The following is a 16,319-nucleotide window of genomic DNA, read 5'->3' as shown; positions in this document are numbered from 1 at the left end:
AAGGTGCCGAGTTCGGGCAGTGACCTACGGGAGAATTCCTTGTGTTTCAGGGGGGCCGCGGCGATATGGGCGCGACGGGTCGCAATTTCTAGAGGATCGGTGCGAACAGCCTGGCGAAGCCGTCGCGCAGCTTCGCGGGCAGGGATCGCGTGGCAAGGGTTTCGGCTGTGACCGCGTCGCACTCCTGGGCGCGGATGCGGTCGAAATCGGCGGCGAGCCGCCCGCAGAGGGCTGGGTCGTAAACCTCGAGGTTGAACTCGAAGTTCAGCCGCAGGCTGCGCGCATCCCAGTTGGCCGAGCCGAGGCAGACCCAGACATCGTCCACCAGCATGAGCTTGCTGTGGTCGAAGGGGCCGCGGCGGGCATGAACGCGCGCGCCATGTTGCATCACCTGCCAGAAATGCGCCTGCGCGGCCCAGTGCACGAAGGCATGGTCGTTCTCGGCCGGAACGAGGATCTCGACGGTAACGCCGCGCAGGGCGGCGGCGGAGAGCGCCGCGATCGTCGCCTGATCGGGCACGAAATAGGGCGTGCGGATGCGGATGCTGCGGCGCGCCGTGGCGATGGCGCCGAGAAACAGCCAGCGCATGCGGTCGAGCGTCTCATCCGGCCCTGCCGCAATCCCACGGGCAGGCGCCCCGTCCGGAACCGGCGCGGGTGCCCCGCACCAGAAGGCGTCGTCCAGAACCTCGCCCGTGGTGTCAGCCCAGTCCTGCGCGAAACAGTCGCGCAGATGCAGGACGGCCGGCCCCTCGATCCGGAAATGCAGGTCGCGGAAAGCGCGCCGGGGCGCTTCGGGGCGCCAGTAGGGGGAAAAGATGTTGGTGCCCCCGATGAAACCCGTCGCGCCGTCCACCACCAGGATCTTGCGGTGGTTGCGTAGGTTGGCGGCATGCAGCCGCGCCGGCACCAGCGTGGCGTTGAAGGCCGCGACCGGCACGCCTGTACGCCGCAGCGGCCGGAAGGCCGACCGGCGCGAGAGCCGCACATGCACATCGTCGATGAGCACGCGCACCGCCACCCCGCGACGCTGCGCCGCCGCAAGCTCGGCGACGAAGGCCTCGCCGATGCCGGTGCCGTCGAAGATGAAGGACATCAGCGCCACGCTGGCCCTGGCCTCCCGGATCGCCTCCAGCATGGCCGGATAGGCCTCGGCCCCGTCCACGAGCGGCGTCACGCGGTTGCCGGGCAGCAGCGGCAGGCCCGTCGTCTGCCCGGCCAGACGGTCGAGCCCGGCAAAGGCGGCGGGTGCCATCGCCGGGTCGGGCGACGGCGCAGGCGCCAGCCGCGGATGCTCCTCGCGCATCCGGATCGCACGGCGGCGGTAGCGGTTGATGCCGAACAGGACATAGAGCACCACGCCGACGAGGGGCAGGAGCAGGATCGCTAGCAGCCAGATCGTAGCCGAGCGCGGATCGCGCTTGGTGACCAGCGCGTGCCCCACCGCCCCGACGGCCAGCAGGAACGTGATCGCCCCACCGATGAGCGAGGCGATCTCGACCGTATCAAGACCAGTCAGGACCACCCGGTCAGCCCGGGGTGCGGCGCAGCGTCAGGCGCAGCCCGGCCTGCCGGACGATGCCGGCATCCTCGATCCGGGCCGACAGGAAGGCCTCGGCTTCGGTGATCCAGGACTCGGCCCGGGCCTTGGTCGTCTCCAGCACTTCGGCGATGGCGGCGACCGAGAGGCCTTCGAGATCCTGCAGAAGCCAGGCCCGCCGCCAGGCCTGCGGGAGATCCTTCACCACATCGGCGAGAAGGGCCTGCTCCGCCGCGGTCTCGTCCTCAGCGGGTGCGTCGGCCAGCGGCGCGATGTCGTCCGGCAGCACATCGGCCAGCGTCAGGCTTTCGTCGGGCTGGTGGAATTCCAGGAACTCCTCCTCGACCATGGCCTCGGCCTGATCGCGGGCGTCCTCGGGCGGCGGGGCATCCAGCGACACCGCCTCCCCGAAGACCCGGTTGGCGGCCACCTCGCAATTCAGCACCTTGAAGAGGTTGCGCAGGAGCGCGAGCCAGACCTTTTCGCCGGGCCGGGTGGGATCCCAGGCTTCGCGGGTGGCGACGGCGGCCTCGTCCACAACATCGTCCAGCGTCGGCCAGTCGGGCGCCAGATCGCCGGCCGCGCGCAGATAGGCCAGCTCGCGCCGGGCCACCGCGCGCAGCCGCTCGAGCAAGGGCGTGATGCCGGCCTGCGAGGCGGGCGCGGTGTCGGCGGGCAGCGCGGCAAGGCGCGCGGTGATCGCGGCACGTGCATTCTTTTGCTTCTGCCGGCGCTGACGCTTGCGGTCGATGAGCAGGTCGACATGACGCTTCGCGTCGCGGAACAGGCGACGGACGGCCTGCGCCACGGCGGTCTCGGGATCGGGGGCTTCGGCAGAGGCGGTCGCGATCCGGTCGCGCGGCAGGGTCATCTGCAGATCGAGCCGCCAGCGCGGGGTGGACCCTTTCACTTCGGTCAGCAACGCATGCAGCAGCCGGTCCTCTGCGCCATGCTTGCGCAAGAGCGGCAGCAGCAGGTCCTCCGCGGCTGCCTCGATCTGCTGCGCAAGCACCGGACCTTCATAGTCGGTTCCCTTGGCCAGACGTGGAACAATTCTCATGCTGGTTTTCTCTTCCTTTTGAGTTAGTTGAACGGATGGTTCAGGCCGCCGCCCGCGACCAGATGTCGGATCAGCCAAGCTGGCCGCGCGCCCAGCGGGCGATGTCGGCGGCGGACATGGCGCCGCTCGTTCGCGCGACTTCGCGGCCGGCGCGGAACAGGATCATCGTCGGGATGCCGCGGATGTTGTAGCGCCCGGCGATCGCCTGCTCGGCCTCGGTGTCGAGCTTGCCGAGACGGACCTGCGGCTCGAGCATGCGGGCCGCGGCCTCGAACTGCGGCGCCATCACCTTGCAGGGCCCGCACCAGGCAGCCCAGAAATCGACCAGAAGCGGGGTTTCGGCGTTCAGGTGCCGGTCGAAACTGGCCGAGGTCAGATCGACCGGGTGCCCCTGAAACAGGGCCGCACCGCAGCGCCCGCATTTGGGGCCTTCGCTCAAGCGGGCGTCAGGGATACGATTGGTGGCGGCGCATTCGGGGCAGGCGACGGTGGGCATGGGGGTTTTCCTTCTGTTTCACGGTTTTCGACGCATCACGCTGCGATCCTGCGGTCACCGGCGCGCCTCGCGTTGGCGCCGTTCGGGCAGGTATTCGACACCGCCCGCCTGGCGGCGCACCGGCTGCGGGTAGAGCTTCATCAGCTCCATGATCTCGGCGGGCATTTCCAGGCTGACGGGCAGGCCCATCTCGCGCGCCTCCTCGGCGGCGATGGGGTAGTCATGGGTCCAGGTGCCGGTGGCGAGCCTTGTGGCCAGGGCCTCGGCCTCGGCCGACTCCATCCGGGCGGCCAGCAGGCTGCGGGCGGTCTCGGTTACCTGGGCGATGGCCTTGCGCCCGACATCGGCCAGGATCAGGGTCTGGTCCTCGACCTCGACGATAGGCTTCTCCTCGGCCACGCGGATCACAGAGGCCGCGGGCATACCGCCCAGTTGCGGGTCGATCGGGCCGAGGACCGAGTGGCGGCACATGACGATCTCGTCGGCCGCCAGCGCGATCAGCGTCCCGCCCGACATGGCGTAATGCGGCACGAAGACCGTGACCTTGCCCCGATGCGCGCGGATCGCGCGGGCGATCTGGGTCGCGGCCAGCACCAGCCCGCCGGGCGTGTGCAGCACGATGTCGAGCGGCACGTCGTCGTCAGTAAGCTGGATCGCGCGCAGCACTTCCTCGCTGTCGTTGACGTCGATGTAGCGCATCAGCGGGAAGCCCAAGAGGCTCATCGTCTCCTGCCGGTGCACGAGCAGGATCACCCGGCTGCCGCGCTGGCCCTCGATCTGGGCGATCTTGCGGGTGCGCATCGCATCGAGATAGCGCCGCTGCAACACCGGCTGCATTGCCGAGACGATTAAGAACAGCCACAGAAGTTCCATCAGCCCCATGGTCCGCGCCCTCCGATGCGCCGCCCGTCCGGCCGGAAGCCGGCGATGCCTTCGTCCCGATAATACCGTCGATAGCCTCGCCGCGGCCGGTGCACGAGCGGTGCCAGCAGCCAGCCCGCGACGAAGCCGCCGATATGCGCCCACCAGGCGATCCCGCCGCTGTCGGTCTGCTGTCCGAACTCCAGGATGCCGGGGATCGCCTGCATTGCGAACCAGATCGCGGCAAAGACGATTGCGCGGACCTCGAAGAACAGCGGGATGAAGAGGACCGGCACCATCATCACCAGCCGGGCATGCGGAAAGAACCGGGCATAGCAGCCGATGATCCCGGCAATCGCGCCCGAGGCCCCGAGCGCGGGGATGACCGAGTCGGGATTGGCCAACGCATGGGCGAAAGAGGCCGCAAGACCACAGACCAGATAGAAGCCGAGGAAGCGCAGGCTTCCCAGCCGGTCCTCGACCGCCGGGCCGAAGACCCAGAGCGTCCACATGTTCAGGATCAGGTGCAGCCATCCCCCGTGCAGGAACATGTTGGTCAGAAAGACCATCGGGTCTCCCGGCGCGACAGCGGCCAGCGGTCCGAAGAACCGCGCCGGCACCAGCGCGTAGTGGAACAGGAACACCTCCAGCACGCGTGGCGGCAACGATGTCTGGTGCAGGAAGGCGAGCACGCAGGCCGCAATCAGCGTCCAGACCGCCACGGCCGGGTAACGCGCCGGGATCGTCTGTCCGTAGGGCATCATGGCGGGGTGTTCCTCAGGTCGGTAGGGGCAGGCCCGAGCGCGGGACTGCGCCCCTGCGCGGGCTGGTTCGATGATCCATTGTATCGAAAATCGACCGGCATCAGGGCTTGCCGCGCGGCGGGCCGATGGTGATGCCGGTCCAGGCCGGCGGGTCGGAGGCGGGGAAGGATTCGAGCGAAGCTTCCTCGATCGGATCGACCGGAGCATTCGTGTCCGTCGGCGGGCCGATGCGCGCAGGCGCCGCGCCCGGGTAGGGCAGCTTGCGCATACCGGCGACATCTGCACCCTTGTGAAGCCGGTGGCGGTACGTGCCCGCCTGCGCGCGGGGTCGGGCCGGGCGGGGCCCATCCTCCAGCACGATGTAGCGCCAGTCGTTGGCCTCGGCGAAGCGGATGGCGCTGGCGGCATCGGGGAAGGTCAACCTGATGCTGCGGTAGGGATCGGCACTGGACATCCAGCCCATCAGCGGATCGAGTGTTGACGCGCTCGCAGGTTCGAACTCCAGTACCCAATGACGCGGACGGGGCGCAGACTGGGTCGCCGCGCGCGTCGGGCGGCGGATGATGGCCAACGGCACATCCGGAGAGCGCAAGTCCGTGCCGGGAATGCGCGGAGTTTCAATCGGACGATTTCGACCGTCGACCATGCGCGCGCCCCTGATTGACTATTTCTCTGGAATTCCGAACGCAATTTCTCTTCTGTTGAAACCTTTGCTGAAACTCTATCGGTCAAGCGGCCTGCCTCGTTCTCGAAAAGTGCCACGAAACCAGAAAGTAACACAAGACAGATCCGGTTAAAGCAGAATAGTATCCATTAACTGGCGGGGATCTTCCGCGGTGCTGCCAGAAGCGGTGACAGGTTTCGGGGTGCAAGCTTCGTAAGGATTCGGTAGCATCGCCTCTGGCTCATGTCGATCGGGAAGCAGGGATGAACAAGGAACAGCAGTTCAACATCTGGTACTGGATCGCGGCCTTCATGCTCCTGATGCTGTTCCAGTCCTGGTGGCAGGGGGCGAGCGTGACCGAACGCATCCCCTATTCGCGCTTTATCGAGCTTCTGGAAGAGGACCGCATCGCCACGGTGCAGGTGCAGCCCGAGCGAATCACCGGGCGCTATCGCGAGTCGATCGACGGGCGCACGAACTTCGTCACCAACATCGTCCCCGAGGATCTGACCCGCCGACTGGAAGCCTCTAGCGCCGAATACGATGGCACGGTTACCAACACCTTCCTGACCACCCTACTGTCTTGGGTCGTGCCGATCCTGCTGATCTTCGGCCTGTGGATGTTCTTCTTCCGCCGCTTCGCCGAGAAACAGGGCTTCGGCGGCATGATGTCGGTCGGCAAGTCGAAGGCCAAGGTCTATGTCGAAAAAGATACGGGCGTGACTTTCGACGATGTGGCGGGCATCGACGAGGCCAAGGCGGAACTGCAAGAGATCGTCAGCTTCCTCAAGGAGCCGGACAAATATGGCCGCCTTGGCGCGCGCATCCCCAAGGGCATCCTGCTGGTGGGCCCGCCGGGCACCGGCAAGACGCTGGTCGCGCGCGCTGTGGCGGGCGAGGCGGGTGTGCCGTTTTTCTCGATCTCGGGGTCGGAATTCGTCGAAATGTTCGTGGGGGTTGGCGCGGCACGGGTGCGGGACCTGTTCGAGCAGGCCCGCAAGGCCGCGCCCTGCATCATCTTCGTCGACGAGCTGGATGCGCTGGGCAAGAAGCGCGGTGCTGGCGCTTTCGGCGGCGGGCATGACGAGAAGGAGCAGACGCTAAACCAGCTTCTGACCGAACTTGACGGGTTTGATCCGCGCGAGGGGATCGTGCTTCTGGCCGCCACCAACCGGCCCGAGATCCTCGACCCCGCGCTTTTGCGCGCAGGTCGCTTCGACCGGCAGGTGGTGGTGGACCGGCCCGACAAGACCGGGCGCGCGGCGATCCTGCGGGTACATCTGAAGAAGGTGCAGCATCAGGGCCTTGATGTGGATCAGATCGCAGCACTGACACCCGGCTTCTCCGGGGCTGAACTGGCGAACCTCGTCAACGAGGCTGCGATCCATGCAACCCGCCGCGGAGCGGAGGCGGTGACGACGCAGGATATGACCGCCGCCATCGAGCGCATCGTCGCGGGGCTCGAGCGCAAGGGGCGGCTTTTGAACCCGAAGGAGCGCGAGGCGGTCGCCTGGCACGAGATGGGCCATGCGCTGGCTGCGGCCTCGCTGCCCGGGGCTGACCCGGTGCATAAGGTCTCGATCATCCCGCGCTCGATCGGCGCGCTGGGCTACACCATGACACGACCGACCGAGGACCGTTTCCTGATCACGCGTCAGGATCTGGACAACCGCATGGTGGTCCTTCTTGCTGGCCGGGCGGCCGAGGATCTGGTGCTGGGCGAGATCTCCACCGGGGCGGCCGACGACCTTGCCCGCACGACCGACATCGCCCGCCAGATCGTCACCCGCTTCGGGATGCACCCGAAGGTGGGCCAGGCGGTGCTGGAGGCACAGCGCGCAAGCTATCTGGGAGAGGACGGAGCGCCGGTGTTGATGGGGCGCGACTATTCCGAGGCAACAGCGCGGGAGGTGGACGTCGCCATCCGCGAGTTGATCGACGCCGCATACGAGCGTGCCAAGAAGGTGCTGACTGAACGCCGCGCCGATCTCGAGGCCGGCACGAAGCTGCTTCTGGAACGCGAGACGATCACGCCCGACGACTTCCCGGCGCTCAAGCCCGTTCCCATGGCGGCGGAGTAAGCCCATGTCGATGCGTTCGGACTGGAACTCATTTCTTGATCGCTGGGCGATTCTCTCACTTTATCAGCGCTTCGAACAGGTTGCGACCCTGACGCTGTCGTTCCTGTTGATCGTCGTGATCCTCGCGTCGATCTGGAACCTCTTCATTCGCATTTTCTTCGACCTGGTCCTCACCGGCTCGCTCGACCCGACCGACTTCCAGTCGTTCCAGACAGTCTTCGGCGCGATCTTCACCGTCATCATCGCGCTCGAGTTCAAGCGCTCGATCATCGTCTCGCTCGAGACGCATGACACTGTGTTCCATGTCCGCATTGTGGTGTTGGTGGCGCTGCTGGCGCTCTTGCGGAAATTCATCATCCTCGACCTGTCCAAGACCGACGCCGCGACGCTGGCCGCGCTCGGCTTCTCGACACTTGCGCTTGGCGGGCTGTTCTGGATCATCCGTCAGCAGGACGAGACGCGCGTCGCCGCCCAGGAGATCAAGGCAGATATAGGCAAAGACTGAGATTTTGGGGCGAATAACGCCCGAACACAGCAAACCATCACGGAGGAAGCCAATGCAAGGCAAATGCGACATCTGCGGAAAACCTGCCACAGTGCGGGTCCGCGCCTCGGTCAACGGGCGCACCCAGAACATGGAGCTCTGCGACGAACATTACCGCGAGGTGCTGCGCCGCCAGGGGCGCACGGCCTCGCCGCTCGAATCGCTGTTCGGCCGGCGCGGGGGGCTGTTCGAGGAATTCTTCGGCGACCAGCCCTTCCGCAGCCTGATGGGCGATGCAGGCTTCGACCTACCGCCGCTGGGGGCGATGGGCGGTGCGGGCGATGACGAGGTGGTGGACGCCACCTTTGGCGATGAGGCCCCGCGCCCCCGCAGCGCCCGCCGTCAGGGCGGCGGCTTTGCCAGCAAGATCAGCGAACAGGCCGAGAAGCTGTTGCAGGACGCCGCGCGCCATGCCGCCGAGATGGGTCGGGCCGAGGTGGACACCGAACATCTGCTGCTGGCGCTGACCGACTCGGACGTGGTGCGCACGGTCCTTGACCAGTTCAAGGTCTCGGTCGATCAGCTGAAAGCGCAGATCGAGGCCGAGGCGAAGCGCGGCGAGAAGCCCCACGAGGGCGAGATCGGCGTCAGCCCCCGGGTGAAGGATGCGCTCTCCCGTGCCTTCGGCGCCTCGACCGACCTTGGCCATTCCTATGTCGGCCCCGAACACCTGCTGATCGGGCTGGCCGAGGAAGGCGAAGGCGTGGCCGCCAACATGCTGAAGAAACTGGGCCTGACGCCCCAGGCGTTGCGCCAGCAAGTCGCCCGCGTGGTGGGCAAGTCGGGGGCCGAGGACGGCCGCGCCGAAGCGCCCACCAACACGCCCGAACTCGACAAGTATTCCCGCGACCTGACGCAGATGGCGCGCGACGGTAAGCTTGACCCGGTGATCGGGCGCGCGGCCGAGATCGAGACCACGATCGAGGTCCTGGCGCGGCGCAAGAAGAACAACCCCGTCCTGATCGGCGAGCCCGGCGTCGGCAAGACCGCCATCGTCGAGGGTCTGGCGCAGCGTATCGTCGAGGGCAGCGTGCCGGAAGCGATCCGCGACAAGCGTCTGGTGGAACTCAACATCAACTCGATGGTCGCCGGCGCGAAATACCGCGGCGAGTTCGAGGAGCGGGTTCAGAAGATCCTCAAGGAGGTGACGGATCACCAGGGCGAGATGATCCTGTTCATCGACGAACTGCACACTATCGTCGGCGCCGGCCAGGGCGGCGGCGAGGGCGGTCTCGACATCGCCAACGTCTTCAAGCCGATGCTGGCGCGGGGCGAGCTGAACCTGATCGGTGCCACCACGCTCAACGAATACCAGAAGCACATCGAGAAGGACGCCGCCCTCGAACGCCGCTTCCAGCCCGTCATGGTGCCCGAGCCGACGGTCGCCCAAGCCATGATGATCCTGCGCGGGTTGCGCGACACGTTCGAGGCGCATCACAAGGTCACGATCACCGACGAAGCCATCGTGGCCGCAGCGGAACTGTCGGACCGCTACATCCAAGGCCGCTTCCTGCCCGACAAGGCGATCGACCTGATCGACCAGGCGGCGGCGCGGGTGAAGCTGTCGGCCACCGCGCGCCCCATCGATGTGCAGGAGATCGAGGCCGAGCTGCACCAGCTGCGGCGCGAGCAGGACTATGCCGCCGCACGCAAGAACTACGACAAGGCCGCCGAGATCGGCAAGCAGATCGAGGCCAAGGAAGCCACGCTGAAGGACCTGACCGAGGCCTGGGAAAAGGCCCGCGCCACCGGCTCGGCCGAGGTGTTGGCCACCCATGTGGCGCAGATCGTCTCGAAGCTGACCGGCATCCCGGTTGATGAGCTGACCGAGGAGGAGCGCGAAAAACTTCTCAAGATGGAGGAGCGCCTGCATGAGCGCGTCATCGGCCAGGAAGAGGCGATCAAGGCGGTCTCCGACGCGGTGCGGCTGGCGCGCGCGGGGCTACGCGAGGGCTCGAAGCCCGTCGCCACCTTCCTGTTCCTCGGCCCGACCGGCGTCGGCAAGACGGAACTCGCCAAGGCGCTGGCCGAGGTCGTCTACGGCGACGAGGATGCAATGATCCGCATCGACATGTCGGAATACATGGAAAAGCACACGGTCGCCCGGCTGATCGGCGCGCCTCCGGGCTATGTCGGCTATGACGAGGGCGGGCAACTGACCGAGAAGGTCCGCCGCAAGCCCTATTCGGTGATCCTGCTCGACGAGATCGAGAAGGCGCATCCAGATGTTTACAACGTGCTTCTGCAGGTCTTCGACGACGGGCGGCTGACCGACGGCAAGGGCCGGGTGGTGGATTTCACCAACACCATCATCATCGCGACCTCGAACCTGGGGGCGGACCGGATCCGGAAACGCCTGCACCTGCGCGGCACCGCGGCCGAGAAGCCGGAGGCGCTGAAATCTGAACTTATGGAGGTGCTGCGCGGCCATTTCCGCCCCGAATTCCTGAACCGGCTCGACGAGATCATTGTGTTCCAGAGCCTATCGAAGGACGAGATCCGGCAGATCGCGCTGTTGCAACTGGCGCGCGTCACGCGCACCGCCCAAACGCAGGGGGTGGAGATCGTGTTCGACGACAGTCTCATCGACATGCTGGCCTCCGAAGGCTTTCGCCCCGAATACGGCGCGCGCGAACTCAAGCGCCAGATCCGCAGCCTGGTCGAGACGCGCCTCGCTCGCGCCATGCTGGGCGGCGAGGTGGGCACGGGCGACCGAGTGCGCATTTCCTGGGATGCGACGGCCGAGCAGGTCAGGATCGAACCGGCCGGGACCGACAGCACAGGGTCCGGGACACCCGACGCGCCTGCCGCCGAGACAGCGTCCGAAGCAGGGAACTGACCCCTCGACGGCGGCGGCATCGTCCGCCGTCGTCTCTTGCAAGGAACTGCAATCGCACATGAATTTTCCGATGTCCTGCCTCTTGAAATCAATGCACCCGCTCCCTTTATCTGAGCCGAACGCCCGAACGGGGTTCACGCAAGACGACGGGTCTGGCCAAGGCGGCAGGCCACCGCGGGCGCCGACACGGGCCTTCAGAGGTGACGTCCGATCCAAGAGCACGGGGCATTGCCGATGCCTCGACCCGTCCTTCGTGTGCGCCGCAGGGCCCGTCAGAAGGAGGTGACCATGCTCTACAGAACTTCTCTCTATCCAGCCGACCCTTTTGCACTGATGCGCCGCCTGTCGCAGGATCTGGACAGCGCCTTTGGTGCCCCGCGTGCCTTCCCTGCCCTGAATGTCTGGCAGAATGAAGAGGCTGCGGCGATAACCGCCGAACTGCCCGGCGTGGAACCAGCTGACATCGACATCCAAGTGAAGGACAACGTACTGACGCTCTCGGGCGAGCGCAAGCTGCCTGACCTGCCCGAAGGCGCCACCTGGCACCGGCGCGAGCGTGCCTTCGGCCGCTTCACCCGCGCCATCCGTCTGCCCTTCCGCGTCGATCCCGAGAAGGTCGAGGCGCGCTTTGCCGATGGTGTGCTGCGCATTGCCGTGGGCCGCCCGGATGAGGACAAGCCGCGCCGGATCGAGATCAAGGCCGCCTGAGAAAGGAGGAAGACCCATGACCACCGAAGTCACCAAGGCCCCCGAACAGACCCCGGCCGAAGCTGCGGCCGAAACCACCCGCAACCGCCCGCTCTGGCGGCCGCTGACCGATATCGTCGAGACGAAGGACGGCGTGACGCTGATGCTGGAACTGCCCGGCGTCGCGGCCGAGGATGTGGATGTGGCGCTCGAAAAGCGGGTGCTGACCATCCGCGCCCGGTCGCGCGAGACCGGACCCGACAAGCTGCGCCTCGTGCATGCCGAATACGAGCCCGGCGATTACGAACGCGCGTTCACCCTGTCGGAGGATTTCGATGCCGACCGCATCGAGGCCGAGATGAAGAATGGCGTGCTGACCCTGCGCCTGCCGCGCAGCGAGGCCACCCAGCCCAAGACAGTCAAGGTCAGGGCCGCCTGACCCCGTGAAAGGAGAGATGCCATGAAGATCAAGGACCTGATACCCTGGGCCCGCAAGGACGAGGCCCCGGAAACCCATCGCGAAACCGAACACCCCATTGCCACCCTGCAGCACGAGCTGAACCAGGTTTTCGAAGGCTTCCTCAGCCGTTTCGGCAAGGGGCTGGAAGGGCTGCACCTGCCCTGGGGCGACCATGAGGCGAAATCCGATGTCGTCGAGATGGACAACGCCATCGAAATCTCGATCGAACTGCCCGGCATGACGATGGAGGATATCGAGGTCACGGTCACTGACGACCTTCTGACCGTGAAGGGCGAGAAAAAGATCGAGAGGCAGGAAGAGAAGAAGGGCTACTACCTGTCCGAGCGCAGCTATGGCGCGATCTGGCGCACGATCCCGCTGCCGCCGGGCACCGATGGCTCGAAGGCCGAGGCCAGCTTCAAGAACGGCGTGCTGACCGTGCGCCTGCCCCAGACGCCCGAGGCCCAGGCCCGCGTCAAGCATATCGAGGTCAAGGCCGGCTGAGCCGAGCTGACCGGGGCGGGACCATGCGCCGCCCCGGTCGTTGCCTTACCGCGATACCCCTTCTCAGACGTCGGCGCACAGGCCCGGCCAGTTTATGGAGCGCCGATGATGCAGGAAAATACACCCCGACCGAACGCCCCGCGGCGGATCAACCTGGCGCTGCAGGGCGGAGGTTCGCACGGCGCGCTGACCTGGGGCGTGCTCGACCGGCTGCTCGCCGATCCGCGGCTCGAGATCTGCGAGATCAGCGGCACCAGCGCCGGGGCGATGAACGCGGTAGTTCTCGCTGACGGTTATGTCCAGGGCGGGCGCGAAGGGGCGCGGGCAGCGCTGGAGCGCTTCTGGATGGCGGTGAGCGATGCCGCCCGGTTCTCGCCTATCCAGCGCAGCCCCTTTGATCAATGGTTCGGGCGCTACACGCTCGATCATTCGCCAGGCTATATCTGGTTCGACATCGCGTCCCGGCTCTTTTCACCCTACGACCTGAATCCGGCGGGTTTCAACCCGCTGCGCCGATTGCTTGCCGATACGGTGGATTTCGACAATGTCCGCGCCAGCCGCGAGATTGCGGTGCATGTTGCGGCAACCAATGTCCGGACAGGGCGCTCGCGCGTCTTTTCGCGCGAGGCGGTCACGCTTGACGCGGTCATGGGCTCGGCCTGCCTGCCGCAGCTCTTCCCGGCGGTGGAGATCGACGGCGAATTCTACTGGGACGGTGGCTACAGCGGCAATCCCGAATTGCTGCCGCTCGTCGAGAGTGCGCGCACGGCTGACATCGTCATCGTGCAGATCAATCCGATCCTGCGCCCCCAACCGCCCCGCCGGGCGCGCGAGATCATTAACCGGATCAACGAAATCAGCTTCAACACCTCGCTCATCAAGGATCTGCGCGCAATAGCGCTGACCCAGAGGTTGAACCGCGCCGAGGGAAGTGACTGCGGGATGGCCGAGACCACCTATCTGCACCTGATCCATACCGAAGCCGACGTGCAGGATCTGTCGGCCTCGAGCAAGCTCAACCCGGAATGGGCCTATCTGAAGCTGCTGTTCGAGCGCGGCGAGCGCTGGGCCGACGAATGGCTCGACCGCAACTTCGACGCGCTCGGCCAGCGTTCGACGCTGGATCTGGACGATCTGTTTCGCGACGTGCCGCGCTCGGCGACGATGAAACCGCTGGAGGAGTGAGCATGACTGCGATCCTGCCGATCATCGTTGCGCTGGGGCTTCTGGTACTCCTGGCCTATCGCGGCTGGAACCTGCTGATCGCCACGCCGCTTCTGGCCGCGCTCGCGGTGGTCCTGTCGCAGGACGGGCCGGTTCTTGCGTTCTACACCCAGGTCTTCATGCGAGCGACGGGCGATTTCATCGTGCTCTATCTGCCCATCTTCCTGCTGGGCGCTGTCTTTGGCAAGCTGATGGAAGCCAGCGGCAGCGCCGCGGTGCTGGCGCATGGCACGATCCGGCTTCTGGGGGCGCGGCAGGCGATCCTGGCGGTGGTGCTGTGCTGCGCGCTGATGACCTATGGCGGCGTGTCGCTGTTCGTCGTGGCCTTCGCCGTCTTCCCGCTTGCCGCTGCGGTCTTTGCCGAGGCCCGGATCAGCCCGCGCCTGATCCCCGCCGCCATTGCGCTGGGCGCCTTCACCTTTACCATGACAGCGATGCCGGGCACGCCCTCGATCCAGAATGCGATCCCGATGCGCTTCTTCGGCACGACACCCTTCGCCGCACCGGGGCTCGGGCTGATCGCGAGCAGCGTGATGTTCCTGATCGGCTGGCGCTGGCTGGAATCGCGGGCAAGGCGGCTCGGGGACGAGTTGCTTGAGACGGAAGGCGCCCCCTCTGCCACGACATCCGGCGGCGGACCCTCGGCACCTGTCGCGCTTCTCCCGCTGCTGGTGGTGCTGGCGGTCAATCTCGCCTTTACCTTCGCCGTCCTGCCGCGTCTCGATACCGGCTGGCTGGCCGATCCGCGCTTCGGGGCGGCCGATCTGGACACGGTGCGGGGCATCTGGTCGCTGATCGCGGCCTTGACGCTGGCCTGCGCGACGATCCTGGTCCTGAACTGGACGCGGCTGAAGGAGCAGATCCAGTCGGCCCTCGGCGAGGGGGCGGACAGCGCGATGAAGCCGATCTTCAACACCGCCTGCCTGGTGGGCTTCGGATCGGTCGTGGCGGCGCTTCCGGGCTTTGCCGCCGTCAGCGCCGCGGCGACCGGCCTTGGCGGCGACAACCTGCTGATCTCGCTTGCGGTCTCCACGAGCCTTCTGGCCGGCATGACCGGGTCGGCCTCGGGCGGCATGAGCATCGCGCTCACTGCGCTTGGCGACACCTATCTGCAGATGGCCGCGGCGGCGGGAATCGCGCCCGAGCTTCTGCACCGGATCACCGCCGTGGCCACCGGCGGGCTCGACACGCTGCCGCATAACGGCGCGGTCATCAGCCTGCTGGCGATCTGCGGCCGGACGCACCGCGAATCCTACCCCGACATTGCCGTGGTCGCGGTCGCAGGGCCGCTGGTGGCTTTGGTCGTGCTGATCGCGCTCGGCTCGGCCTTCGGCAGTTTCTGACAGAGGGCGCTGCATGATCCGGCCCAGCCCGTCGCATCGCCTGCTGAACCTCGTCCAGACGATGCTGATCCTGGGCGGCATGGCGGCGATCGCCTGGGTCGTGCTGGGCAGCATTTTCGGGCCAGAGGTAACAGTGCTGCTGATCGCGCTGTCACTTGCGGGCCTGGCACTGGCCCCGTCGCTCTCGCGCGAGTTTCTGCTGCGGGGCTACCGCGCCCGCCCTCTTGGCCCCCGCGAATGGCCCGAGGGGGTGGCGGTGCTGCACGAACTCGCCCGCCGCGCCGGCCTGCCGCGCCCGCCGGAACTGTGGTATGTCCCTAGCCAGGTGCCCAATGCCTTCGCCATGGGCCCGCCCGAGGAAAGCGCGGTCTGCGTTTCGGACGCACTTCTGAGGCTCCTGACCCCGCGCGAACTGGCCGCGGTTCTCGCCCACGAGGTGGCCCATATCGCCAACCGCGACCTGTGGCTGATGGGTCTGGCCGATGCCATGTCGCGCGCGGTCTCAGTGGCCAGCTGGCTGGGACAGTTCCTGCTGATCATCAACCTGCCGCTAATGGCCGCGGGGGCAGCAACCTTCCCCTGGGGGGCGCTGCTGCTTCTGGTCTTCTCGCCCACGATCATGGCGCTTCTGCAGCTGTCGCTGTCGCGTCGGCGCGAGTACGACGCCGATCTCGGCGCGGTCGAACTGACGGGTGACCCCGAAGCGCTCGCCTCGGCGTTGACTAAGCTAGAACGGCTGGCCGGGCGCTTCTGGGAAGAGATCTTCCTCCCCGGGCGCAGGATCCCCGAACCCTCGCTCCTGCGGACCCACCCTCCGACCGAAGTCCGGGTTGCGCGCCTGCGTGCGCTCGCGCCGCGGCGCAAGATGCCTGCCCTGTCGCCCCCCCGCGCGGCACCACCAGCAGGCTTGCAGATCCCGCCGCCGCCAGGGTTTCGGCGCTCAGGGTATTGGTTCTAGCTCACGCAATGCCTACCAATGCGGGTGACTTTGCGCGAATGCGGTTTTTCTGTTGCACTGTTGACGTGGCGTTGATGTAAACGCGCGGATGGCCTGTGGTATATGGACACCACCAGCCAAGCATTTGAGATGTTTGTGGATTTTGGTTGCGGGGGTAGGATTTGAACCTACGACCTTCAGGTTATGAGCCTGACGAGCTACCGGGCTGCTCCACCCCGCGCCATTCCCGAGGGCGATTAATTTCGATCGGGTTTTTGTTATCGTATTGAGAGTTTTGTCTCTTATTAGGTTTGG

15 protein-coding genes and 1 tRNA gene are annotated in these 16,319 nt (G+C 66.4%); 9 read left to right on the top strand and 7 right to left on the bottom strand.

Annotated elements, in window-relative coordinates; translation table 11 throughout:
• Nucleotides 1–88: 88 nt before the first annotated feature.
• The 6 genes from G3572_RS18190 to G3572_RS18165 all read right to left on the bottom strand — a co-directional run bounded on the left by G3572_RS18190 (nt 89) and on the right by G3572_RS18165 (nt 5,367).
• Nucleotides 89–1,525, bottom strand: coding sequence for a phospholipase D-like domain-containing protein (locus G3572_RS18190; RefSeq protein ID WP_354004067.1), 1,437 nt, complete (start codon nt 1,523–1,525; stop codon nt 89–91).
• Between the two features lie 4 nt (nt 1,526–1,529).
• On the bottom strand, nt 1,530–2,600 hold the full coding sequence (locus tag G3572_RS18185) for a hypothetical protein (protein WP_164614569.1): 1,071 nt from the start codon (nt 2,598–2,600) through the stop codon (nt 1,530–1,532).
• Between the two features lie 70 nt (nt 2,601–2,670).
• Nucleotides 2,671–3,096, bottom strand: coding sequence for a thioredoxin TrxC (trxC, locus tag G3572_RS18180; RefSeq protein WP_164614567.1), 426 nt, complete (start codon nt 3,094–3,096; stop codon nt 2,671–2,673).
• Between the two features lie 54 nt (nt 3,097–3,150).
• Nucleotides 3,151–3,978 (bottom strand): SDH family Clp fold serine proteinase, encoded by an 828-nt coding sequence (locus tag G3572_RS18175; RefSeq protein WP_164614565.1) that lies wholly within the window; start codon nt 3,976–3,978, stop codon nt 3,151–3,153.
• Nucleotides 3,969–4,721 carry a rhomboid family intramembrane serine protease gene (locus tag G3572_RS18170; protein WP_164614564.1) on the bottom strand — a complete coding sequence of 251 codons (753 nt, stop codon included), beginning with the start codon at nt 4,719–4,721 and terminating at the stop codon, nt 3,969–3,971. The genes G3572_RS18175 and G3572_RS18170 overlap by 10 nt, the downstream gene beginning before the upstream one ends.
• Before the next feature lie 100 nt (nt 4,722–4,821).
• Entirely contained in the window at nt 4,822–5,367 is a 546-nt protein-coding gene (locus G3572_RS18165) for an NADH dehydrogenase ubiquinone Fe-S protein 4 (RefSeq protein WP_164614562.1), read from the bottom strand.
• A gap of 281 nt (nt 5,368–5,648) precedes the next feature.
• On the opposite strand from G3572_RS18165, the gene ftsH reads away from it, so the two are divergent.
• The 9 genes from ftsH (at nt 5,649) to G3572_RS18120 (ending at nt 16,025) form a co-directional block, all read left to right on the top strand.
• The gene (ftsH, locus tag G3572_RS18160; protein WP_164614560.1) at nt 5,649–7,466 is read left to right on the top strand and encodes an ATP-dependent zinc metalloprotease FtsH; all 1,818 of its coding nucleotides are present in this window, start codon (nt 5,649–5,651) and stop codon (nt 7,464–7,466) included.
• A gap of 4 nt (nt 7,467–7,470) precedes the next feature.
• Nucleotides 7,471–7,971: a phosphate-starvation-inducible PsiE family protein gene (locus G3572_RS18155; RefSeq protein ID WP_164614558.1), complete on the top strand. Its 501-nt coding sequence runs from the start codon at nt 7,471–7,473 to the stop codon at nt 7,969–7,971.
• Between the two features lie 52 nt (nt 7,972–8,023).
• Entirely contained in the window at nt 8,024–10,849 is a 2,826-nt protein-coding gene (locus G3572_RS18150) for an ATP-dependent Clp protease ATP-binding subunit (protein WP_164614557.1), read from the top strand.
• A gap of 288 nt (nt 10,850–11,137) precedes the next feature.
• Nucleotides 11,138–11,557, top strand: a complete 420-nt coding sequence (locus G3572_RS18145) for an Hsp20/alpha crystallin family protein (protein WP_164614556.1) — start codon at nt 11,138–11,140, stop codon at nt 11,555–11,557.
• 16 nt (nt 11,558–11,573) lie between these two features.
• Nucleotides 11,574–11,975: an Hsp20/alpha crystallin family protein gene (locus G3572_RS18140; protein ID WP_164614555.1), complete on the top strand. Its 402-nt coding sequence runs from the start codon at nt 11,574–11,576 to the stop codon at nt 11,973–11,975.
• Between the two features lie 21 nt (nt 11,976–11,996).
• A complete protein-coding gene (locus G3572_RS18135; RefSeq protein WP_164614554.1) occupies nt 11,997–12,500 on the top strand; it encodes an Hsp20/alpha crystallin family protein in 504 nt (167 codons plus the stop codon).
• Between the two features lie 105 nt (nt 12,501–12,605).
• Nucleotides 12,606–13,685: a patatin-like phospholipase family protein gene (locus G3572_RS18130; protein WP_240335629.1), complete on the top strand. Its 1,080-nt coding sequence runs from the start codon at nt 12,606–12,608 to the stop codon at nt 13,683–13,685.
• Nucleotides 13,686–13,687: 2 nt separating this feature from the next.
• Entirely contained in the window at nt 13,688–15,067 is a 1,380-nt protein-coding gene (locus G3572_RS18125; protein ID WP_164614553.1) for a GntP family permease, read from the top strand.
• A gap of 13 nt (nt 15,068–15,080) precedes the next feature.
• Nucleotides 15,081–16,025, top strand: a complete 945-nt coding sequence (locus G3572_RS18120; protein ID WP_164614552.1) for a zinc metalloprotease HtpX — start codon at nt 15,081–15,083, stop codon at nt 16,023–16,025.
• Nucleotides 16,026–16,168: 143 nt separating this feature from the next.
• On the opposite strand, the gene G3572_RS18115 is transcribed toward G3572_RS18120, so the two are convergent.
• Nucleotides 16,169–16,245 (bottom strand) — tRNA-Met (locus G3572_RS18115).
• Between the last annotated feature and the right edge of the window lie 74 nt (nt 16,246–16,319).

The sequence above is a fragment of the Pseudotabrizicola algicola genome (assembly GCF_010915705.1).
Classification (GTDB): domain Bacteria; phylum Pseudomonadota; class Alphaproteobacteria; order Rhodobacterales; family Rhodobacteraceae; genus Pseudotabrizicola; species Pseudotabrizicola algicola.
This window is presented reverse-complemented; position numbering and strand designations above follow the sequence as displayed.